Origin of the sequence: Paraburkholderia sartisoli, assembly GCF_900107685.1 — a bacterium.
In the GTDB taxonomy this organism is placed as follows: Bacteria; Pseudomonadota; Gammaproteobacteria; order Burkholderiales; family Burkholderiaceae; genus Paraburkholderia; species Paraburkholderia sartisoli.
In genome coordinates this window covers 561737-581595 of the sequence record NZ_FNRQ01000001.1, presented here as the reverse complement: position 1 = coordinate 581595, position 19859 = coordinate 561737, and the positions used below count along the sequence as shown (strand labels likewise).

Here is a 19859-nt window from a genome sequence, read left to right as displayed (position 1 = left end):
TGACTAATCGTATCTCACAGCCCATGTTTCATACCACGCACGCATCGCGGCGAACTCACCGCATTCGCCGCGACGCGTCACAGATCCGCGATTTCAATCACCGCGCCGCTGCGAATGCTGGCGAGGAGCGCGGCCACATCGACCGGCTGCGCGCAGATTTCGCCGGGGCGCTCAGCCGCGGGCGAGCCATTGAAGTTGATCACGACGTGGCCCAGTTCATTCACCTTGTGCCACGCCGTCGGCCCGACCGCCGTCACGAACGCGCTGACTTCGCCGATACGCAGTTGCGAGCCGACCTGCGGCGCGTTTTCGTGCGCCGCTTCGACCCGATGCAGCACCGACACCTCCGCGAGTTCCGGCGGCGCGCCGTGTGCGTACAGAATCAGCACGCCGCCTTCGAGCAGATCGCCCACTTCCGGACCCACCTCTGAAATCACAGTCTTGTAGTAATGCATGGTCATTCTCGTTCGTTCCCGGACAGCAGTTAGAGTGCAAAGCTCGCGGCCCACGCGATCAGAACCGAGATGGGCCCCATGATCTGCCGGCTGATCAGCACAGCCGGCACGCCGATACGGATCGTCTCCGGTTTCGCCTCGCCGAGCGCCATCCCGACCGGCACGAAGTCGCAACCGACCTGCGTGTCGTACGCGAAGAGCGCGGGCAGCGCCATCTGCGGCGGAATCGTGCCGTTGCCGATCGCGGGCCCGATGATCGCCGCGCCGATCACCTGCGCGATGACCGCGCCCGGGCCCAGCACCGGCGACAGGAACGGCAACCCGCAGATCGCCGACAGCACGATCAGGCCGATGATGTTGCCGGCGAGCGGCGACAGCAGATGCGCGAGGCCCGTGCCGATCCCCGTCGAATTGATGACGCCGATCAGCATCGTCACGAACGCCATGAACGGCAGCACGTTGCGGATCACGGTGTCGATCGCCTTGCGGCCGCTGTTGAACAGCACGTTGACGACGCCGCCCATGCCGCGCCCGATCGACGTGATCAGCCCGACGACGCCGCCCGAATGCTGCGCGGCTTCCTCGAGGACCACGGCCGCGCCAGCCGGCGCCCCGAACGGTGACGTCGCACGCGAGGGGCTGCTCGACGAAGCAGCGGCCTCGCCGTCGTCGACGCTCGTCAGATGCTCGGGCGTCACGCCTGACACGTAGGTGTCTTCGGTGATGAACTGCGCGAGCGGGCCGGATTGCCCGACCGAAGTCAGATTGATCGTCGGAATTTTCTTGCGCGGGTAGACGCCGCAGCGCGCGGTGCCGCCGCAGTCGATCACGACCGCGGCCATTTCCGATTCGAGCGGCGGCGTGCGAAAGCCGTCGACGAGCACGCCGCCCGTCATCTCGGCCAGCACCCTCGCCAGTTCGGGAATGTTGCCGCCGGTGACGGCGACAATCTTGTTGCGCTCCGGCGTCGGCCGGATCAGGAGCGGACCGCCCCAACCGTTCGGCCCGCGTTCGACCCGCACGGTTTTATATACGCGTGTGTCCATTTCAGATGCCCCTCTGTCTCGATGTTGTGATGTCCGGTTGCCCGTAACGGCAATGCCTCACAGCTTGATGTTTTCCCGATGCGCCAGCATGCGGGTCAGCGCCTCGGTGAGAATCCCCTTCAGCAGATTCACGAACAGACCGACGACCAGATAGAACAACGCGAGCTTGGGAATCGAAAACGGCGCGGCATGGTTTTCCGCGAGTTTCGTGATGCCGGCCGCCACGCCGAGCCAGACAAAGAGCTCACCCGGATTGCAGTGCGGAAAAAGCCCCGTGATCGGATGACACAGCGAAACAGCCGAGTCGTAGAACGCGGGCTTGTGCTTTTCTTCCAGAAACACGCCGAAGGTGTACGCCATCGGATTGGTGAGGAAGAACATCGCGAGCAGCGGCAGCAGCGTGTAGCGCGTGATGACGTTCTTCGAGAAGAAGCGCGCGAGACCCTGAATCCGGTGTTCGCCGACGAGCGCGATGATCGTGTACACCGCGGTCAGCAGCACGATCAGCGTGGGCAGGATGCCCGTGACGAAACCCACAAACGTTTTGCCGCCGGCGTTAAAGATGCCGATAAATCCTTCAGCGAGATGCGTGAGCCAATCAAGCATGAACATGGCCAGTCTCCGAGATAAACCGAAACGATCGCGAAAAGCTCCACACGGCGGTCGCCACGCGGAACCGGACAGAACGCAACAGCGATAGAGCGGAAAAACAGGAAGCGGTGAAGTCCGCCGGCCTGGGGATCAGGCCGGCGCTTCGGTGGTCTGCGACGCCTGCCCCGGAGGCGCATCGGCGGCGCGGTGCGCGCGCTCGAGCGCATCGATGGCGGCCTTCACGATGCTGCCGCGCAGCTTCGCGCGATGCAGGCGCTCGACGAACGCGTCCATCGAAAGCTCTTCGAAGCCGGGGTGGGATTGAAAGCGCGTGAAGACCGTGAAGCCGGACATGCTGAGGAACTGGCAGACCCGCATGTCGGCCGAGAGCACGACGATGGCGACCGCGCCACGTCCGAGCCTGACCTTGCAGGAGCCTACGCCAAGAAAGCCGCTATGCCAGCGACGCGCCGCATCCTGCACGGCCTCGCGATAGCGGCGCATCTGATACAGCGAACCCACCAGCTGCAACGCCCAGAATACCGCCAGGGCGAGCAGTGCATCGCGCACATAGTTCATCGTCGTCTCCTGATTCCTGACTGGAGCCTTCGCTCGCCCGACTGCTGCGGCGCCGTTTCACGGCGGGCTCTCTACATCCACTTTGAGTGAACATCTTGTACTTTAGATACTACAATTGTTCACTTCCGTTTGCATTGGGGAAAACGCGGGTGATACGTCCTCTTCCCTTTGCCATTCATCCATCCCGAAAGCGGCGTGCGGGGCACGGGCTGCGGGTATGACGAATTAAAGCAGCGTCATCCTACCGCGCAACGGCGCCTGACGCTCTCCCCCGATGCACTCGCGACGTTTTCGGCCACGATTCTCGCGACGTCGTCCTGTGCCTCGACCTGCGGCAGGTGGCCGGTGCCGGCAAAGCGATGCACGGCGATCCGGCCAGGCAGGCCTTCGGCATGCCGCGCCGGCAGGATGCGGTCCTGCAATCCCCATACGACACGCACCGGCACGTCTTGACTCACCTGCGCCAGCGCGCCGCGCATGTCGAGGCTTTGCGTGCCGTCGGGGAAAAACACGTCGGCGAGACGCGCGAGGCGTTCGCGCACTGCCGCGCTTTCGAGTTGCTGCTGCGCGGTGGCGACGAACGCGTCGTCCATCAGCGATGGGTTCGCGAAAAGCTGCTTGAGCCATGCGGCGAGACTCGCGCGCTGCGTCGACTGCGTCACGCCGCGAATGAATGCGCCGTTGCACTCCGGCCCGAGCCCGGCGGGCGCGATGAGCGTCAGCGATCGCACGCGCCCGCGGGCCCGCGACAAAGCGACGGCCAGCGCGATCGCGCCGCCAAACGAATGGCCGACGAGGTGACAGTCGCCGACGCCTTCGGCAAGCAACGTCTCCTCGACCGCCGACACGATCGCGTCGATCGAACCGGCCGCTTCGCCGGACGATTTGCCGTGCGCGGGCAGATCGACGGCCAGCATCCCGAGGCCCGGATCGACGATGGCGCCGAGACGCCGGCTGAACGGACGCCAGCTGTTCAACTCCGCGGCGAAACCGTGCAGCAGCACGAGCGGCGCGCCGCCCGTGTCCTTGCGCAGCCACAGCGTGTGAAGCGCACGCGCGGCTTGCGTTGCCGGCGCGCTGGTGGGGGCGGCTTTGTCCGCCGGTGCGCGCAGCACATCCTGTGCGCCGATTCTTCCGCTCGGGCCCGTGCCCGCGATGGCGGCCAGTTGCACCCCGCGTTCGCGCGCAACCCGTCGGGCCGCTGGCGTCGCGCGCAAGGGGCCATTGGGGCTCGCGTCCGCGACCTCGTCCGAGGGAGCCGATGCGGTTGCGGGCGTGGATTGCGGGAATGCTTCCACTTCACTTTGCGCGGACGATGAGCCTTCCGCCCCGCCGTGCTCCTGAAGCGCTTCGCCGCTCGCGTAGATCCACGCGACCGCCGTGCCGACCGGCACCGTCTTGCCGACCGGCGCGCTGATCTGGCGGATCACGCCGCTCGCGGGCGCGTCGATTTCCATCGTCGCCTTGCTGGTCTCGATCTCGAAGATCAGCGTGCCTTCGCGCACCTCGTCGCCCTCGCTCACGTGCCACGCCGCGATCATTCCTTCGGTCATGTCCATGTCGACGCGCGGCAGGATCACCTCTGTCGGCATGTCAGGCCCTCCCTCGAACCGCGCGCCGCGCCGCCGCGACGATGTCGTCGACCTGCGGCACCGCCGCCTTTTCCAGTTCAGGGTTGTAGGGCAGCGGACAGTCCGCGCCGCCGAGCCGGATCACCGGCGCATCGAGATAGTCGAACGCCTCGCTCTCGCACGCAATCGAGGCCACCTCGGCGCCGATGCCCAGTTGCTGCACGCCTTCGTACACGCAGATGAGCCGCGACGTCTTGCGGATGCTCGTGATGATCGCGTCGCGATCGATCGGCCGCACGCTGCGCAGGTCGATCACTTCGGCGTCGATGCCCTCCTGTTCGAGCGTCGCGGCGGCTTCGAGCGAGCGGATCGCCATCATCGATGTCGCGACGATCGTCACGTCGCGGCCCGCGCGCCGGATCGCGGCCTTGCCGATCGGCTCGGTGTACCAGCCTTCGGGAACCGGCCCCTTGCTCTTGTAGAGCAACTTGTGCTCGAAGATCATCACCGGGTCCGGGTCTTCCAGCGCGGCGAGCAGCAGGCCCTTGGCATCGTGCGGCGTGCTCGGCTGGATCACCTTCAAACCCGGCACGTGGGCGAACCACGCTTCGAGACTCTGGCTGTGCTGCGCGGCCGCGCCCGTTCCCGAGCCCGCCGGAAAGCGCATGACGAGCGGCACCGACACTTCCCCGCCGAGCATGAAGCGCATCTTCGCGGCCTGATTGACGATCTGCTCCATCGCGAGCGTCGCGAAATCGGAGAACTGGAACTCGTAGATCGGGCGCGATCCTGTCATCGCCGCCCCGACAGCGATGCCCGCGCCGCCCAGTTCCGCGATCGGCGTATCCATCACGCGGTCAGCGCCGAAGCGCTGATACAGGTCACCCGTGACCTGAAACGCGCCCCCATACACGCCAATGTCCTCGCCCATCAGGAACACGCGCTCGTCGCGCTCCATCGCGATCGCCATGCCTTCCTGGATCGCCTGCGCATACGTGAGCTCACGCACCTCGTTGCTCATGACTGGCTCCCGGCTGCGGCCGTGCTGGTTTGCGGGCCCGCTTCGGAATAGACGTAGCGGGTCAGTTCGGAAAGCTTCGGCGAAGGGCTCGCCTGCGCGAACTCGAGACCTTCCTGGATTTGCGCTTCGACTTCGTCGTAGAGCGCGGCGAGCGTCGCTTCGTCCGACATGCCGTATTGCAGCAGCGTCTGCTGGAACCGCGCGATCGGATCGCGCTCGCTCCACGCGTCGATTTCCTCGCGCGTGCGGTAGCGGTTGCGATCGCTCTTCGAATGACCGCGCAGCCGGTACGTTTCGCATTCGAGCAGCGTCGGGCCTTCGCCCCGGCGCGCGCGCGCCACTGCCTGCTCGCTCGCTTCGAGGACGTCGACGAAACTGTTGCCGTCGACCGTGACGCCCGGAATGTCATAGGCGAGCGCGCGCTGCGCGATGTGCGGCACGGCCGTCGAGCGTTCGACCGACATCGACATCCCGTACCTGTTGTTCTCGCAGACGAAGATCACCGGCAGCTTCCAGATCGCCGCGAAGTTCAGCGACTCGTGGAACGCGCCTTCGTTGTTCGCGCCGTCGCCGAAAAAGCACATCACGACGGAATCCTTGCGCTGCTTCTTGACCGACAGCGCCGCGCCGACCGCGATCGGCATGCCGCCGCCGACGATACCGTTCGCGCCCAGGTTGCCGCGCGTCACGTCGGCGATGTGCATCGAGCCACCGCGGCCGCGGCAATAGCCGGTTTCCTTGCCGAAGAACTCGGCGAACATCCGCTTCGGATCGGCGCCCTTGCCGATGCAGTGTCCGTGGCCGCGATGCGTCGAGGTGATGTAGTCCGCATCGGTGAGCGGCAGCGTGGCGCCGATCGCGCTGGCTTCCTGGCCGATCGACAGATGCATCGTGCCGTGGATCAACCCGCGCATGTACGCCTGCTCGGCGCTTTCCTCGAAGCGGCGCACGAGGATCATCTTGCGCAACGCCTCGCGCAGCACTTCGGGTGCGTGGCGGCGCAACACAGACGGCATCGCGGCGGACGGACGCGCCTGCGATTCTGCGACCTCATTCATGTTTTTCTCTCCTGTCGACTGGAGTTCGCGCTTCAGCGCGTTACTCTGATCCCATGCAAAGCTCTTACTCCGGTCCCATGCAAGATGGTTGCCGCGCGAACAAAACTCACGCCGCGGCGGCGGCTTTACCAAACACCATCTCGTCCTGACGACGGCGCAGCGCGACGATCGGCGACGCGGCATCAACCGCGCAATTGCGATACGTGAGCAACTCGCCGCGACGGATCGGCTGCGTCACGCGCCCGTTCTCGATCAGCCCGCATGGCACCGCGTCCTGCGCGCGCGCGTCGCCCACCGACATCGCCCACGCGCGATACGTGTATTCGCCGATCGCATCGAGCCGCTCGCCCGGCTGCAGGTCCTTCTTCGCCACCGCGCAGACCTCGACGACCGGCACCGGCAGCGGCTCCATGTCGGCGCGGCCGTAGAGCACGACGCGCGCGCACGTCAGCGGCACTTCGAGGCTCGTCAGGTGATACGGGCGATAGAACGTGTAGTACGGACCCTCGCCAAGACGCAGGTCCTCCATGCGCTCGCGCAGCCGCGGATGTGCCATCTCGACGACGACGAACACCCCCGGCGCCACGCCCTTGCCGATCGTGTAATCGACCACGCCCTTGCGCGAGAGGATGCCGCCGTCCTCCACCGGACACAGCACCTTGTGTAACTGGTCGAGCGTCGCGGACGGCCCGTGCATGCCCGGCACGTCCGGCGTGAGCCCGGTTGCGTTGCCGATCGCGGCCATCTCGACGGCCGTCTTCGAGCCGTCGACGAACTCCACCAGCATGCGCGGGTTCATGTTGCGGCGACGCGCCTCTTCCATGTAGGCGTCCGGCGTCGCTTCGATGTTGAGCGGATTGTTCTTGCCCTTGCCGGCCGCGACGATCGGATAGCCGAGCGCGCTCACGAACTGGATCAGCTCGATGGTCGAACTGGGTTCGTCGCCCGCGCCGAGCGAATACACGACGCCAAGCCGCTCCGCCTCGCGACGCAGGTACGCGCCGATCGTCACGTCCGCCTCCACGTTCATCATCACCAGATGCTTGCCGTGCTCCATCGCGACGAGGCCAATCTGCGCGCCGACCGCGGGCTTGCCGGTCGCGTCGATGACGACGTCGATCTGCCCGCTCGTACACACCGCATTCACGTCCTGGGTAATCGCGATGTGGCCGGCCTCGATCGCCTGCGTCAACGCGCTTTGCGTGTCGACCACGCGATAGCCCTCGTCGGCGCCGTTCGCGACCTTCACCGCCGCGCACGCCGCCTCGGTGCGCAACTCGGCGATCGCGCCGATTTCGAGACCGTGCATCTGCCGGACCTGGGTGACGATATCCGTGCCCATCTCGCCGCTACCGATCAGGCCGATACGGATTGGACGGCCGGACGCGGCGCGCTTTTCGAGGTCGGCGGCAAGGCCGCTGGGGGTGATGTTGTGCATGAGCATGTCTCCACAAATGCTGCGCGCGAAACGCGCGGGAAGTGTTCGAGGACTTTCGTCTGTGACGGCCACGACAGAACTTATGTATTTCAGAATAGCAGTATGTTCACAAAAAGACCAAGGCCGGATTAGGCGGAAACGCTGGTTTTGGGGGTAGGACTTACCCCTGGACTGGTGGGGTCGGGATGGGGCGGAAGGACCGCGGGCGGATGCCGGTGGATACGGGAGGCGATTGCCTCGCCGGCGGTTCATCTGCGCGGACTGGCGCGTCAGGCGGGCGTGTGCGCAGGTGTGCCGCGTGGGAAATCGGGAACAGAGGGGGATGCGGCGCGCGGGCTTCTGCTTATCGCCGCGCTATGGAATGCAGGGAATGATGAGACAGGTTGAGTCGGGAAGCACAGCGCCGTTTATTGCGATCACTGTTCCGCATCCATGTTCACGAACGCGGTCCAGCGACGCTCCCGGGCGCCCTGGTCGCCGATCCAGCCGCCGGATGCGAGCGAATCAGCCGATCCCGCCCGGGCCTGCGAGCTTGAGCACGTCTTTTGCGGTGTACTCGTCGGTGATGAGCACCGTGGGCTTCAGGAGCTTCAGGGCGCCGGCCAGCGCCTGCACCTTGCTCGCCCCGCCCGCTGCCAGCACGCGCACTGGCACTTTCTTGATGATGTCGAGCGGCACCGACATCACGCGTTCGTTGATCGGATGATCGACGAGTTCACCGTTCGCGTCGAAAAAGTTGAACAGCACGTCGCCGACCGCGCCCGCCTTGATGACCGACGCGCGATCCGCATTGCTGATGAACTTCGACTGATGCGACGTCGCGTCCGGGCCCGTTCCCGCCGCGCTGAGCACGACCGCATCCAGCGATTTCGCGAGTTCGAAGATATCGCCGAGCCCGCACCGCTCGATCAGGGCTTCGCGCGTGGCCGCGCTGTCGACGACGAGCGGCGCGGTCATCAGGTAGCAATCCGCCTGATAGAGCGATGCAAAGCGCCACGCGAATTCGGCTGGATTGAACTTGCGCGCCTTCATGATGCCGCCGAGCAGCGACACCACCGAGACGTCATCGACCGTGCGCTCGTTCATGAACGCGAGCGAACTGACGAGCGTGCGCCCCCAGCCCACGCCGATACGCATGCCGGGCCGCACGAGCGCCGACACATAGGCGCCGGTCGCCGCGCTCACCGGTCCCGTGGCATCCGCGCCGCGCGACGACAGCGGCACGACGATAACCTCGTCGACGCCGAAGCGCTTTTCAAGCAGACGCTCGGATTCGACGCATTCGGCGAGACGGTCGCCGATCGAAATCTTCACCTCGTTGCGCTCGCGCGCGGCGGCGAGCAACCGCACCACCGTCACCCGTCCGACACCGAGTTTCAGGGCGATTTCGTTCTGCGTCATCTCCTCGACGAAGTACATCCACGCCGCGCGCAGACGCAGCCGGCGCGCGGGATTCTGCTCGTCGTTTTCGATCGGCTCAGGGGCAACACTCGCTTTCGCCAAGCTCGGCTCCTATGATGAATAAAGTCAGTCTTGCGACTGAACACTTGTGCTATCTTAACTTCAAATGTTGCAACCCAGAGACGCCCATGGAGTCGAAATCGCCCTTGCCGCAGCACCTCGGCCGCGACATCAGCCAACTGGGGCTCGCACTGAGAGACTGTGCGCGTCAGCTTCGTTATGCGGCACGCAACGTGCCCGGGCCGATCAAGAGCGACCGGCCGGTCACCACGCGCTCGCCTGCCACGCAATCCGCGAGAGCGCCCTCGCATCTTTCGCTGGAATCCGTCGCGCAACTCGCGGATGGCCTGATCGAAACCGCCGAGTCGTTTGCCGGCCACGCCGTGCCGCCGCTTCAGGATCACTGGAAGTCGCCCGTTCCGCTCGATGCACTGACCGGCTATCTCAGCCAGTCGGGCAATCAGGCGAAAACGTTGCGCAGGTTTTCGACCACGTATTACGCGGCCGCCAAACGCATGATCATGCAGTGCGGCGCCACCGACGTGCTCATCTTCGAACATCGCATCAGCAGCGCGTTCGAGTCCATGGACGTGTCGCGCCACGCACCCGGCACGCAGCTGGCCCAGGTTCCCGCCGATACCGCGACTTCGCGTAGCGCGCTGTGCCGCGTGGGCGCGCAACTCGTCCTTTCGCTGATCGACCAGCAGCCGATCCGCAGCACGCGCTTCGACGTCCTTCCCGATGCCAGCGCGCCCTGGTGGCTCGTGACCGAGCCGAACGCGTACGTGTTCCTGATGCTCACGATCGCCTCGCTCGCAAAAGACATCTGCCCCGCCGGGCTCGTGACCGAACCGGACGCCGTGATGCGATTTTTCGCCGACGTGACCGGCGCCCGCGAAGCCGCATTCCGCCGCGCGCTGAAGGAACGCGAACCGCTCGAGGCCTTGAGCGGTGAAATCGAACATGTCGTCACGCACCTTTGCTGAAACCTGCGCGCGCAGTCCTTGCGCGGATGTACGGGAGCCTTGATGGGCCAGCCGCTCAGTAGCATTCACATACGGGAATCCGGCACGTGGGACCGCGTGCGGAAACTCACCCTTTGCCGCCAGCTGTTGCAGCAATGCTGCGACGAATATCGCGAGCGGCACGGCGTGCGCATCGAAATCGACGACCGTCAGTTCACCAGCGCGTTTTTCGCGTGGCTCGATGTGATCTCGCACCACGCCGGCTACCGCAGGCAGAACGCCCCCGACTACTTCCAGTTCGCGTTCGGCGTGCTGCTGCGTGACCTGCTGCGCGACAAGGCCGTTCACGTGTCTACGGAGCCCGCCCCGCACCTGCAACCCGCGGCGGACGACATCGCCAGCTGGTGGCCGGTGGGCTACCTGCTCACCTGGTTTTGCATCGGCACGCTCAAACACGTCATGCGCGAAGAGTGCGCGCTGGAGGCCCAGCCGGCCGATGCGCTCGCGCACCGCGACGTGTGGCAGTCGTTTCGCGAAAACATCGTCGAGGAGCCGAGCCTCGCGATCGCGTACTTCGACCGGTTCATGGGCAGCGAGCCCAACTGGCGCGAACCCGGCCAGATACACAACCGGCCCGGCGCTGCAAATCCCGACACGCATCAGTAATCCCCTTCCCGACTTTCCTGGTTCGAGAATAAGGCCGTGCGGGTAGCGGCGACAGTCGGCCGGATGGCCATGTAGCGAGTGTCAACCCGGTGTCAGCCCGATGCCCGATCCGTGTAAACCCGGCCAGATGGCCTGGCCCGTCCGGCCGGGGCGACGCGGGGGCTCGCGTGGCGTAAAATACGCGCTTTCCTGACAATCTCGCCAACATGACGCTCGCCTCCACTCTTGAGATCATCGCCGAACTGAAGGCCGGCCGGATGGTGATTCTCGTCGACGAAGAAGACCGCGAAAACGAGGGCGATCTCGTGATCGCCGCCGAATTCGTCACGCCGGAAGCGATCAATTTCATGGCCCGTTACGGCCGTGGGCTGATCTGTCTGACGCTCACGCAGGAGCGCTGCAAGCAGCTCAACCTGCCGCTCATGACGTATCGCAACGGCACGCAGTACGGCACGGCGTTCACGGTCAGCATCGAAGCGGCCGAAGGCGTGACAACCGGCATTTCCGCAGCCGACCGCGCGCGCACGATCGCGACGGCCGTCGCGCATGATGCCCGCGCCGAGCACATCGTGCAGCCAGGCCACGTGTTCCCGATCATGGCGCAGCCCGGCGGCGTGCTGGTGCGCGCCGGTCACACCGAAGCCGGCTGCGATTTCACGGCGCTCGCGGGCCTCACGCCTGCCGCGGTGATCTGCGAGATCATCAAGGACGACGGCACGATGGCGCGCCTGCCCGACCTCATCGGGTTCGCGCAGGAGCACAACCTGAAGATCGGCACGATCGCCGACCTGATCCATTACCGCAGCCGCACCGAATCGATCGTCGAGCGCATCTGCGAGCGCACGATGCAAACCGCGCACGGCCCGTTCCGCGCGGTGATGTATCTCGACCAGCCGAGCGGTTCGCCGCATATCGCGCTGGTGCGCGGCACACCTTCGCCGGATCGCGAAACCCCGGTGCGCGTTCACGAACCGCTGTCGGTACTCGATCTGCTGGAAGTGGGCGCGTCCACCCACTCATGGACACTTGACGCCGCCATGAAGGAAATCGCCGAACGCGATCTCGGCGTGGTGGTGCTGCTCAACTGTGGCGACTCGAAGGATCACCTGATCGACGTCTTCAGGGCGTTCGACGAAAAGGAACGTGCCGAGGCGCTCAAGCGCCGTCCGGTCGATTTCAAGACGTACGGCATCGGCGCGCAGATCCTGCGCGAGCTGGGTGTCGGCAAGATGCAGGTGCTGTCGAACCCGCGCAAGCTGGGCTCGATGTCGGGTTATGGTCTCGAAGTCACGTGCTTCGTGCCGATGCCCGGCGCGATCGCGGCGTGCCCGCCCGGCGGCGCTCCGGCCTCACAGGACACCGCAGCCTGATATCCAGATACTCACCGCCCACCCGCGTTCATCCCAAACACTACGGATCTCAAATGGAAATCGGACAATATCAACCGAATCTCGACGGTGACGGCCTGCGCGTCGGCATCGTGCAGTCGCGCTTTAACGAACCCGTTTGCAACGGCCTCGCCGACGCCTGTATCGAAGAACTCGAACGCCTCGGCGTCACGGGCGAAGACGTGCTGCTCGTCACCGTGCCGGGCGCGCTGGAAATCCCGCTCGCGCTGCAAAAGCTGGCGGAGAGCGGCCAGTTCGACGCGCTGATCGCGCTTGGCGCCGTCGTGCGCGGCGAGACGTATCACTTCGAACTCGTGTCGAACGAAAGCGGCGCCGGCATCACGCGCATCGGCCTCGACTTCGGCGTTCCCGTCGCCAACGCGGTCCTCACCACTGAAACCGACGAACAGGCCGTCGCGCGCATGACCGAAAAGGGTCGCGACGCAGCGCGTGTCGCCGTCGAAATGGCGAACCTCTCGGTTGCGCTCGAACAGCTGGGCGGCGATGACGACGAAGATGAAGACGAGGAAGACGAAGAGGAACGGGCATGAAGAGCGCTCGCCGACGTTCCCGCGAACTGGCCACGCAAGGTCTCTATCAGTGGCTGCTGTCGGGCTCGCCTGTCAGTGAAATCGACGCGCAGCTGCGCGGCGCACAAGGCTACGACAAGGCTGACCACGCGCATCTGGACGCGCTGCTAAACGGCGTGATCCGCGACTCGGAAGCACTGTCGATCGACCTGATGCCGTGCCTCGACCGTCCGATCGACCAGCTCTCGCCGGTCGAACGCGCGGTGCTGCTGGTCGCCGCGTTCGAACTGAAGCATCACGTCGATATTCCATATCGCGTGGTGATCAACGAAGCCGTCGAACTGGCCAAGACGTTCGGCGGCGCGGACGGCTACAAGTACGTCAACGGCGTGCTGGACAAGCTGTCGGTACAACTGCGCGCCGCCGAAACACAGGCCGCCCGCAAGCACTGAGCGAGCGAGGCCGGATCGCGTAGAGCCCGATTCAACCCGGGCCGCGCCAGCCGGTCGCGATACTGGGAAACTGGACGTATCTGCATGAACACGCTGTCTGAACCACTGGTGCGGCTTGCCGCCCGCGTCGACGCCATCCAGCCGTTTTACGTGATGGAGCTGGTCAAAGAGGCCGCGTTGCTGGAGCGCCAGGGGCGCGACATCATTCACATGGGAATCGGCGAACCCGATTTCACCGCGCCGGAACCGGTCATCGAGGCCGCCACCCGCGCGCTGCGTAGCGGCGTAACCCAATACACGAACGCGCTCGGTCTGCCTGCGTTGCGCGAAGCCATCGCCGCGCATTACCAGCAGGTGTATGGCATCACCGTCGACCCTGAGCGCATCGTGGTCACCGCGGGCGCGTCGGCGGCATTGCTGCTCGCATGCGCGGCCCTCGTCGATCGCGATGACGAAGTGCTGATGCCCGATCCGTCTTATCCCTGCAACCGGCATTTCGTCGCCGCGGCCGAAGGTAAGCCTGTGCTCGTGCCGAGCGGCCCCGCGGAGCGCTTCCAGCTGACCGCGGCCGACGTCGAACGCCTGTGGAACGATCGCACGCGCGGCGTGCTGCTCGCGTCGCCGTCGAACCCGACCGGCACATCGATCGAGCCGGCCGAACTTGAACGCATCGTGAAGGCGGTCCGCGCGCGCGGCGGCTTTACGATCGTCGATGAAATCTATCAGGGCTTGAGTTACGACGCGCCGCCGGTGTCGGCGCTATCTTTCGGCGACGACGTCATTACCGTCAACAGCTTCTCGAAGTACTTCAACATGACCGGCTGGCGGCTGGGCTGGCTCGTCGTGCCGCCGGCGATGGTCGGTGCGCTCGAGAAGCTCGCGCAGAACCTGTTTATCTGCGCATCGGCGCTCGCGCAGCATGCCGCGCTCGCCTGCTTCGAACCGGATACGATCAAAATCTACGAAGATCGTCGCCTCGAATTCAGGCGGCGCCGCGATTTCATCGCACCCGCGCTCGCGTCGCTCGGCTTCTCGGTGCCGGTGATGCCCGACGGCGCGTTCTATGTGTACGCAGACTGCACGCACGTCGCCCACCCCGCCGCGGGCGACAGCGCCGCGCTCACCCGGGCGATGCTGCACGACGCAGGCGTCGTGCTGGTCCCGGGGATGGATTTCGGATCGCACGCGCCGCACAGCTATATCCGGCTCTCCTATGCGACGGCGTATGCGAAGCTCGAGGAGGCTGTCGAACGGCTCGGCGGATTGTTCGGCCGATGATCCCGACGCCTGGCTGACCGCACGGGCTCCTTCGGAAAGCGCGCAGCAACGAAAAAGGGCACCTGGAGGTGCCCTTTTTCTTGCTCGTTACCCAGCCCGCGCTCGCGGAGCTAATACATATCAAGCGCCGTATCAGGCACCCAGTTCCGACGCAGCAACATGCTTCGTCGTGCTGGAGCTCGCGTCATCCTGTGCCGGCGCCTTGTCATGCGACGCGGGTGTCGCGGCTCTCGCCGTCGTCAGCGGATGCGCGCTGTCGAGCGTTACCTGCACGCGCTTCGTCGAAGCCGTCGTCGCGGACGGAGCCAGCGTCGTCGATGCGGTGGTCGTGGTCGGTGCCTGCGGTGCGTTGACCGGCACCTTGCGGCCACGCGCCACGTCACGCAGGCGGGCACGCTCGGCCATTACCTTCGCGCCATAGCCGCCGTCGTCCTGCGACGTCGAGCCGACATACAGACGCAGTCCGCCCGGCAGCGACCCGCCGCGCGCCACGCAATCCTTCAGCACGAGTGCGCCGACCTTGATGTTGGTCAACGGCTCAAGCGCGGCGCTCTGGCCACCGAAGTACTCGAACTTGTCGGAGTGGACCTTCGACATGACCTGCATCAAACCTTGCGCGCCGACGCCGCTTTCCGCATACGGATTGAACCCGGACTCGATGGCCATGACGGCCAGCAGCAACAGCGGATCGAGACCGACTTCGCGGCCGGTGTCGAACGCGGCCTTCACGAGCTCGCTGACGGGCTCCTGAGCGACGCGGTAACGGCGCGACAGATACGACGCGACGAGATCCTGCTCGCGGGTCGAGACCAGCACGCGATCGTCGCGTGCGTCGGCGGAGACACGCTGCGCCGGAATCATGCGGGCGAGCGAGCCGACTGTCGGCAACGTGCGCGGATCGAGGCCGTTCAGCGCCACCGCGCTGAGGCCAGCCGTGCCGCTGCCATCGAAGGCGCCGTCATAGCTGGTGTTGGCGGTCGTACCATTGCTGCCGGTGTCGACGCTCACGGCCTGATTTGAAGACAAGGAGTCGTCAGACTGGCCGGTTGCAGGCCCAAACGACGGCAACGGGTTGCCTTGCAGCAGACGGGCCGGGCCCGCCTTCACTGCGGCGGAGATGACCGGCATCAGCTTTGCGGCGAGAGTGCCGCGCCAGGTGGGCATCAGCCACAGGGCAAGTGCCAGCACGACGGCAAAACCACCGACAATGCTGAACAGGTGATGACTCATACGCGTCCCACGTCGCAATGCACCGCGCATAACCTGCGCGAGACGCTCGTCGGGACGCCACGATAACCAGGCGTTCATTCAGATCTCCCAATTTGCATGAAGCGGCGAACGCGTCGGCAAGCCGACGTACAGCCATTCGCAGAATCAAGACGTCGCGCGCTCTGGTCGGGGCGGCAGCGGCGTCGGGAAAACGGCATACACCGTTCGGGGAGCCCATCTAAAGTTCCGGCGGCATGCTGTTTGCAGCATGCGGGCGGAGGCTCCCACACGAAAAAACCAGCGCGATAAAGGCGCCGGCGAGGAAAACAGACAAGACCGTGAAGTACCGAGCAGGGATCGGCAAACGGCGACGCGTTGCGTCAGAAGACCGGGGGTAGTGGTTAAAACGTACAAACCCTGCAACCAATGTGGACGGATTCTAGCAGGGTTTTATAGATCGTCAACACTATGAATAGTCAAATATATAACTAATTGTAATAATGAACAGTGTTCAGCGGCCTCTAAACCGCACGGTGCGCGCGTTTCCGGCCGGTCACAAATTTGCCCCTCAACGTGCGCCAGCCAACGCAGGTAAAATCGACAATCGATTTCGCGCGGCGATTGCCTGCCGCGCCCTCACCTTGCGGCGCGCCGCCTCCTGATCAGGACCCGATGAAATACAAAGACCTGCGCGACTTCGTCGGTCGCCTCGAAACGCTGGGCGAGCTTCGCCGCGTTCCGCAACACGTCTCGCCCGTTCTCGAAATGACGGAAATCTGCGATCGTGTGCTGCGCGCCGGCGGTCCCGCGTTGCTGTTTGAAAGCACCCGGCAGCACGCGTTCCCGGTTCTCGGCAACCTGTTCGGCACACCGCGGCGCGTGGCGCTTGGCATGGGCATCGACACCGGCGCGGAAAACGGCGATAGCGCCGCGCTGGAGTCATTGCGCGACGTCGGGCGCCTTCTGTCCGCCCTCAAGGAACCGGAGCCGCCCAGGGGGCTGAAAGACGCCGGCAAACTGCTCTCGCTGGCCAAGGCCGTCTGGGACATGGCGCCGAAGACCGTCAGTTCGCCGCCCTGTCAGGAAATCGTATGGGAAGGCGACGACGTCGATCTCGCGAAGCTGCCGATCCAGACCTGCTGGCCCGGCGACGCGGGCCCGCTCATCACCTGGGGGCTGACCGTCACGCGCGGTCCGAACAAGACGCGGCAGAACCTTGGCATTTACCGCCAGCAGCTCATCGGCCGCAACAGGCTGATCATGCGCTGGCTCGCGCATCGGGGCGGCGCGCTCGATTTCCGCGAGTTCGCGCTGCGGAACCCGGGCAAGCCGTATCCGGTCGCGGTCGTGCTCGGCGCCGATCCGGCCACGATTCTCGGCGCGGTGACGCCGGTGCCGGACACGCTCTCTGAATACCAGTTCGCCGGATTGCTGCGTGGCGGGCGCACGGAACTCGCGAAGTGCATCACGCCGGGCGTCGATACGTTGCAGGTGCCGGCGCGCGCCGAGATCGTGCTCGAAGGCTTTATCTACCCGCAAGCCGGCACGCCCGAAGCGGCGCCGGCCGGCGCGCCGCCGCGTCCGTCGAAGGGCGCTTCGGCCGCTTACGAGCACGCGCTCGAAGGTCCGTACGGCGACCACACCGGTTACTACAACGAACAGGAGTGGTTCCCGGTGTTCACCGTCGAGCGCATCACGATGCGTCGCGACGCCATCTACCATTCGACCTATACCGGCAAGCCACCCGACGAACCGGCCGTGCTCGGCGTCGCGCTCAACGAAGTGTTCGTGCCGCTCCTGCAGAAGCAGTTCACCGAGATCACCGACTTCTATCTGCCGCCCGAGGGATGCAGCTACCGGATGGCAATCGTCCAGATGAAGAAGAGCTACCCGGGACACGCCAAACGGGTGATGTTCGGCGTGTGGAGCTTCCTGCGACAATTCATGTATACGAAGTTCATCGTCGTGGTCGATGAAGACGTGAACATTCGCGACTGGAAAGAGGTGATCTGGGCGATCACGACGCGCATCGACCCTTCGCGCGACACGGTACTCGTCGATCGCACGCCGATCGACTATCTGGATTTCGCGTCGCCGGTGGCGGGGCTCGGTTCGAAGATGGGGCTCGACGCGACCAGCAAGTGGCCAGGCGAAACCAACCGTGAATGGGGCCGGCCCATCGAAATGGACGACGCGGTCAAAAAGCGCATCGATGCGATGTGGCAGGAACTCGGCCTCTAAAACCGATGCGGCACGACAGACTGGAAGCGATCCCGAACGGTGGACACGATACGTCGCGACGATAGCGGAAACACGCAGAACAATACGGGGAACAGGCAGGGATGCACGCGTTATCAATGTTGTCGGATGGTTTTTTTCTGTCTCTTTCGCTGTGCCTCGATATCGGTCTCGTCAACGTAGCGATTATTTCGCTGACGTTGTCGCACGGATTCAAACCCGGCTTCTGGCTCGGGCTCGGCTCGTGTTTCGGCGATCTGATCTATGCGGCGCTCGCACTCGCCGGCATGGCGGCGCTGCTTCAGTTCGAACCGGTGCGATGGATCGTGTGGATCGGCGGCGCGGCCATCCTGCTGTTTCTCACGTGGAAGATGGCGCGCGAAGCGCTCTTCCCTGCTTCAGCGCCGCCTGTCGAAGGCGAGGCCAATGCGAACGCACCGCATCAGAGCGCATGGCGCGGGTTCATGCGCGGCATGTTGCTCGCCGTCTCGTCGCCATCGGCGATCCTGTGGTTCGCGGCGGTGGGCGGTGCGCTGATCGCCAGGGCTGGCGCGACGACCGTGACCACGGCGCCGGTTTTTCTCGGCGGCTTTTTGCTCGGCGGGCTGTGCTGGAACGTGTTTATCTGCGGGCTCGCGAGCCACGGACGCAAACGCGCGGGCACCGGTTTGCTGCGCGCGTGTCATGTGCTGTCGGCGCTGCTCTTCGCGTACTTCTCATATAGCGTGATCGCGAACGGATATCGCGATCTGATCGTACACACCAGCAGCATGGTGGCCGGTTAGCGACGAAAAAGGCGAGGTGTGGACTCGCCTTTCCGGAACGGGTTAACCGAGAAACTGGCCGAGCCGTTCGAGATCGACGTTACCGCCGCTGATCACGACGCCAATGCGCCTGCCCTTCACGGGCACGAGGCCATTGAGTACCGCCGCCGCTGCAAGACACCCGGTCGGTTCGACCACGATCTTCATCCGCTGCGCGAAAAAGCGCATCGCGTCGACGAGCTGCGCGTCGCTGACCGTCACGATCTGTTGCACGAGGCGCTGGATCACGTCGAACGTATAGACGCCGAGTTGCTGCGTGGCGGCGCCATCGGCAATCGTCTTCGGCACATCGATGCGCACGCGTTCGCCCCGTGCGAGCGATTGCTGGCCATCGTTGCCCGCCTCCGGCTCGACGCCGATGATCTGGCATTGCGGGCTCAATGCCGCAGCGGAAAGCGCGCTGCCCGACAGCAGACCACCGCCGCCCAGACACACGAACAGCATGTCGAGCGGGCCGGTTTCCTCGATCAGTTCCTTGACGGCCGTGCCCTGCCCGGCCATCACGTGCGGATGATCGTACGGCGGAATCAACGTCATGCCGCGCTCTTCGGCGAGCCGGCGGCCGATCGCTTCACGGTCTTCCTTGTACCGGTCGTAGACGATCACTTCGCCGCCATACCCTTTGGTTGCCGCAACCTTCGCGGCGGGCGCGTCGTGCGGCATGATGATCGTCGCGTGAATGCCAGCCAGACGCGCGGACAACGCGATCGCCTGTGCGTGATTGCCCGACGAAAACGTCAGGACACCCGCCTTGCGCTGTTCGGCATCGAAGTGCGAGATCGCGTTGTACGCACCGCGAAACTTGAACGCGCCCATGCGCTGCAGGTTTTCGCATTTGAAGAAGATCGACGCGCCTGTGCGCTCGTTCGCGGTGGTCGACGTGAGAACAGGCGTGCGGTGCGCGATGCCTTCGATACGCGCGGCGGCGTCGACAACATCATCATAGGTTGGAACAGGAAGCGCTTGCATCGGCGGAAGGACGCGGGGCGTGGTTGGTTGCACGGACGCTCATTGTCCCAGCTTCGATCGTGTTTTGGAACGCGAAGCGCGCGTCGCCATGCCGATCGGCCGAGGCCCATATGAAAACGG

19 protein-coding genes are annotated in these 19859 nt (G+C 65.0%); 8 read left to right on the top strand and 11 right to left on the bottom strand.

From position 1 onward, the window contains the following. Positions 1 to 77: 77 nt before the first annotated feature. From BLV45_RS02655 to BLV45_RS02615, 9 genes are all read right to left on the bottom strand, one after another. Positions 78 to 455 carry a PTS glucitol/sorbitol transporter subunit IIA gene (locus BLV45_RS02655; protein WP_218133526.1) on the bottom strand — a complete coding sequence of 126 codons (378 nt, stop codon included), beginning with the start codon at positions 453 to 455 and terminating at the stop codon, positions 78 to 80. Positions 456 to 484: 29 nt separating this feature from the next. Then, positions 485 to 1501: a PTS glucitol/sorbitol transporter subunit IIB gene (srlE, locus tag BLV45_RS02650; protein WP_090528565.1), complete on the bottom strand. Its 1017-nt coding sequence runs from the start codon at positions 1499 to 1501 to the stop codon at positions 485 to 487. Positions 1502 to 1558: 57 nt separating this feature from the next. Then, positions 1559 to 2113: a PTS glucitol/sorbitol transporter subunit IIC gene (gene srlA, locus BLV45_RS02645; protein ID WP_218133525.1), complete on the bottom strand. Its 555-nt coding sequence runs from the start codon at positions 2111 to 2113 to the stop codon at positions 1559 to 1561. A gap of 129 nt (positions 2114 to 2242) precedes the next feature. Then, entirely contained in the window at positions 2243 to 2671 is a 429-nt protein-coding gene (locus BLV45_RS02640; RefSeq protein ID WP_090528562.1) for a transcriptional regulator GutM, read from the bottom strand. A gap of 236 nt (positions 2672 to 2907) precedes the next feature. Continuing rightward, on the bottom strand, positions 2908 to 4263 hold the full coding sequence (locus tag BLV45_RS02635; RefSeq protein WP_090528560.1) for an acetoin dehydrogenase dihydrolipoyllysine-residue acetyltransferase subunit: 1356 nt from the start codon (positions 4261 to 4263) through the stop codon (positions 2908 to 2910). 1 nt (position 4264) lies between these two features. Further along, positions 4265 to 5263 (bottom strand): alpha-ketoacid dehydrogenase subunit beta, encoded by a 999-nt coding sequence (locus tag BLV45_RS02630; RefSeq protein ID WP_090528558.1) that lies wholly within the window; start codon positions 5261 to 5263, stop codon positions 4265 to 4267. Beyond that, on the bottom strand, positions 5260 to 6321 hold the full coding sequence (locus BLV45_RS02625; RefSeq protein ID WP_090528555.1) for a thiamine pyrophosphate-dependent dehydrogenase E1 component subunit alpha: 1062 nt from the start codon (positions 6319 to 6321) through the stop codon (positions 5260 to 5262). The genes BLV45_RS02630 and BLV45_RS02625 overlap by 4 nt, the downstream gene beginning before the upstream one ends. A gap of 106 nt (positions 6322 to 6427) precedes the next feature. After that, on the bottom strand, positions 6428 to 7759 hold the full coding sequence (locus BLV45_RS02620; RefSeq protein ID WP_176954053.1) for an NAD(P)H-dependent oxidoreductase: 1332 nt from the start codon (positions 7757 to 7759) through the stop codon (positions 6428 to 6430). Positions 7760 to 8263: 504 nt separating this feature from the next. Next, positions 8264 to 9262 (bottom strand): sugar-binding transcriptional regulator, encoded by a 999-nt coding sequence (locus tag BLV45_RS02615; RefSeq protein ID WP_245753097.1) that lies wholly within the window; start codon positions 9260 to 9262, stop codon positions 8264 to 8266. 86 nt (positions 9263 to 9348) lie between these two features. Between BLV45_RS02615 and BLV45_RS02610 the strand changes: the two genes are divergently transcribed. The 6 genes from BLV45_RS02610 to BLV45_RS02585 all read left to right on the top strand — a co-directional run bounded on the left by BLV45_RS02610 (position 9349) and on the right by BLV45_RS02585 (position 14499). After that, on the top strand, positions 9349 to 10206 hold the full coding sequence (locus BLV45_RS02610; protein WP_143130379.1) for a hypothetical protein: 858 nt from the start codon (positions 9349 to 9351) through the stop codon (positions 10204 to 10206). Positions 10207 to 10248: 42 nt separating this feature from the next. Continuing rightward, entirely contained in the window at positions 10249 to 10851 is a 603-nt protein-coding gene (locus tag BLV45_RS02605) for a hypothetical protein (protein ID WP_090528545.1), read from the top strand. A 206-nt stretch (positions 10852 to 11057) separates the two neighbouring features. After that, positions 11058 to 12221 (top strand): bifunctional 3,4-dihydroxy-2-butanone-4-phosphate synthase/GTP cyclohydrolase II, encoded by a 1164-nt coding sequence (ribBA, locus tag BLV45_RS02600; RefSeq protein WP_090528542.1) that lies wholly within the window; start codon positions 11058 to 11060, stop codon positions 12219 to 12221. Positions 12222 to 12274: 53 nt separating this feature from the next. Beyond that, a complete protein-coding gene (gene ribH / locus BLV45_RS02595; RefSeq protein ID WP_090528539.1) occupies positions 12275 to 12790 on the top strand; it encodes a 6,7-dimethyl-8-ribityllumazine synthase in 516 nt (171 codons plus the stop codon). After that, complete coding sequence (gene nusB / locus BLV45_RS02590) at positions 12787 to 13221, top strand: transcription antitermination factor NusB (protein WP_090528536.1); 435 nt, start codon at positions 12787 to 12789, stop codon at positions 13219 to 13221. Before ribH ends, nusB begins: the two co-directional genes overlap by 4 nt. Before the next feature lie 84 nt (positions 13222 to 13305). Continuing rightward, a complete protein-coding gene (locus BLV45_RS02585; RefSeq protein ID WP_090528533.1) occupies positions 13306 to 14499 on the top strand; it encodes a pyridoxal phosphate-dependent aminotransferase in 1194 nt (397 codons plus the stop codon). Between the two features lie 132 nt (positions 14500 to 14631). Here the strand turns inward: BLV45_RS02585 and BLV45_RS02580 are convergent, their stop codons facing one another. Continuing rightward, positions 14632 to 15807 carry a transglycosylase SLT domain-containing protein gene (locus tag BLV45_RS02580; RefSeq protein WP_090528530.1) on the bottom strand — a complete coding sequence of 392 codons (1176 nt, stop codon included), beginning with the start codon at positions 15805 to 15807 and terminating at the stop codon, positions 14632 to 14634. 573 nt (positions 15808 to 16380) lie between these two features. On the opposite strand from BLV45_RS02580, the gene BLV45_RS02575 reads away from it, so the two are divergent. Together BLV45_RS02575 and BLV45_RS02570 are read left to right on the top strand one after the other, a co-directional pair. Further along, positions 16381 to 17949, top strand: a complete 1569-nt coding sequence (locus BLV45_RS02575; protein WP_090528526.1) for a UbiD family decarboxylase — start codon at positions 16381 to 16383, stop codon at positions 17947 to 17949. A 101-nt stretch (positions 17950 to 18050) separates the two neighbouring features. After that, complete coding sequence (locus tag BLV45_RS02570; protein WP_090528523.1) at positions 18051 to 18731, top strand: LysE family translocator; 681 nt, start codon at positions 18051 to 18053, stop codon at positions 18729 to 18731. Between the two features lie 42 nt (positions 18732 to 18773). On the opposite strand, the gene BLV45_RS02565 is transcribed toward BLV45_RS02570, so the two are convergent. Continuing rightward, complete coding sequence (locus tag BLV45_RS02565) at positions 18774 to 19739, bottom strand: threo-3-hydroxy-L-aspartate ammonia-lyase (protein WP_090528520.1); 966 nt, start codon at positions 19737 to 19739, stop codon at positions 18774 to 18776. Positions 19740 to 19859: the final 120 nt, after the last annotated feature.

Bases quoted from the DNA above. Each gene is read 5' to 3' on its own strand.
- srlE (WP_090528565.1), bottom strand. From the start codon at position 1,501: ATGGACACACGCGTATATAAAACCGTGCGGGTCGAACGCGGGCCGAAC.
- nusB (WP_090528536.1), top strand. From the start codon at position 12,787: ATGAAGAGCGCTCGCCGACGTTCCCGCGAACTGGCCACGCAAGGTCTC.
- BLV45_RS02605 (WP_090528545.1), top strand. From the start codon at position 10,249: ATGGGCCAGCCGCTCAGTAGCATTCACATACGGGAATCCGGCACGTGG.
- BLV45_RS02585 (WP_090528533.1), top strand. From the start codon at position 13,306: ATGAACACGCTGTCTGAACCACTGGTGCGGCTTGCCGCCCGCGTCGAC.
- BLV45_RS02580 (WP_090528530.1), bottom strand. From the start codon at position 15,807: ATGAACGCCTGGTTATCGTGGCGTCCCGACGAGCGTCTCGCGCAGGTT.
- BLV45_RS02575 (WP_090528526.1), top strand. From the start codon at position 16,381: ATGAAATACAAAGACCTGCGCGACTTCGTCGGTCGCCTCGAAACGCTG.
- srlA (WP_218133525.1), bottom strand. From the start codon at position 2,113: ATGTTCATGCTTGATTGGCTCACGCATCTCGCTGAAGGATTTATCGGC.
- BLV45_RS02610 (WP_143130379.1), top strand. From the start codon at position 9,349: ATGGAGTCGAAATCGCCCTTGCCGCAGCACCTCGGCCGCGACATCAGC.
- BLV45_RS02625 (WP_090528555.1), bottom strand. From the start codon at position 6,321: ATGAATGAGGTCGCAGAATCGCAGGCGCGTCCGTCCGCCGCGATGCCG.
- ribH (WP_090528539.1), top strand. From the start codon at position 12,275: ATGGAAATCGGACAATATCAACCGAATCTCGACGGTGACGGCCTGCGC.
- BLV45_RS02620 (WP_176954053.1), bottom strand. From the start codon at position 7,759: ATGCACAACATCACCCCCAGCGGCCTTGCCGCCGACCTCGAAAAGCGC.
- ribBA (WP_090528542.1), top strand. From the start codon at position 11,058: ATGACGCTCGCCTCCACTCTTGAGATCATCGCCGAACTGAAGGCCGGC.
- BLV45_RS02635 (WP_090528560.1), bottom strand. From the start codon at position 4,263: ATGCCGACAGAGGTGATCCTGCCGCGCGTCGACATGGACATGACCGAA.
- BLV45_RS02655 (WP_218133526.1), bottom strand. From the start codon at position 455: ATGCATTACTACAAGACTGTGATTTCAGAGGTGGGTCCGGAAGTGGGC.
- BLV45_RS02565 (WP_090528520.1), bottom strand. From the start codon at position 19,739: ATGCAAGCGCTTCCTGTTCCAACCTATGATGATGTTGTCGACGCCGCC.
- BLV45_RS02640 (WP_090528562.1), bottom strand. From the start codon at position 2,671: ATGAACTATGTGCGCGATGCACTGCTCGCCCTGGCGGTATTCTGGGCG.
- BLV45_RS02630 (WP_090528558.1), bottom strand. From the start codon at position 5,263: ATGAGCAACGAGGTGCGTGAGCTCACGTATGCGCAGGCGATCCAGGAA.
- BLV45_RS02570 (WP_090528523.1), top strand. From the start codon at position 18,051: ATGCACGCGTTATCAATGTTGTCGGATGGTTTTTTTCTGTCTCTTTCG.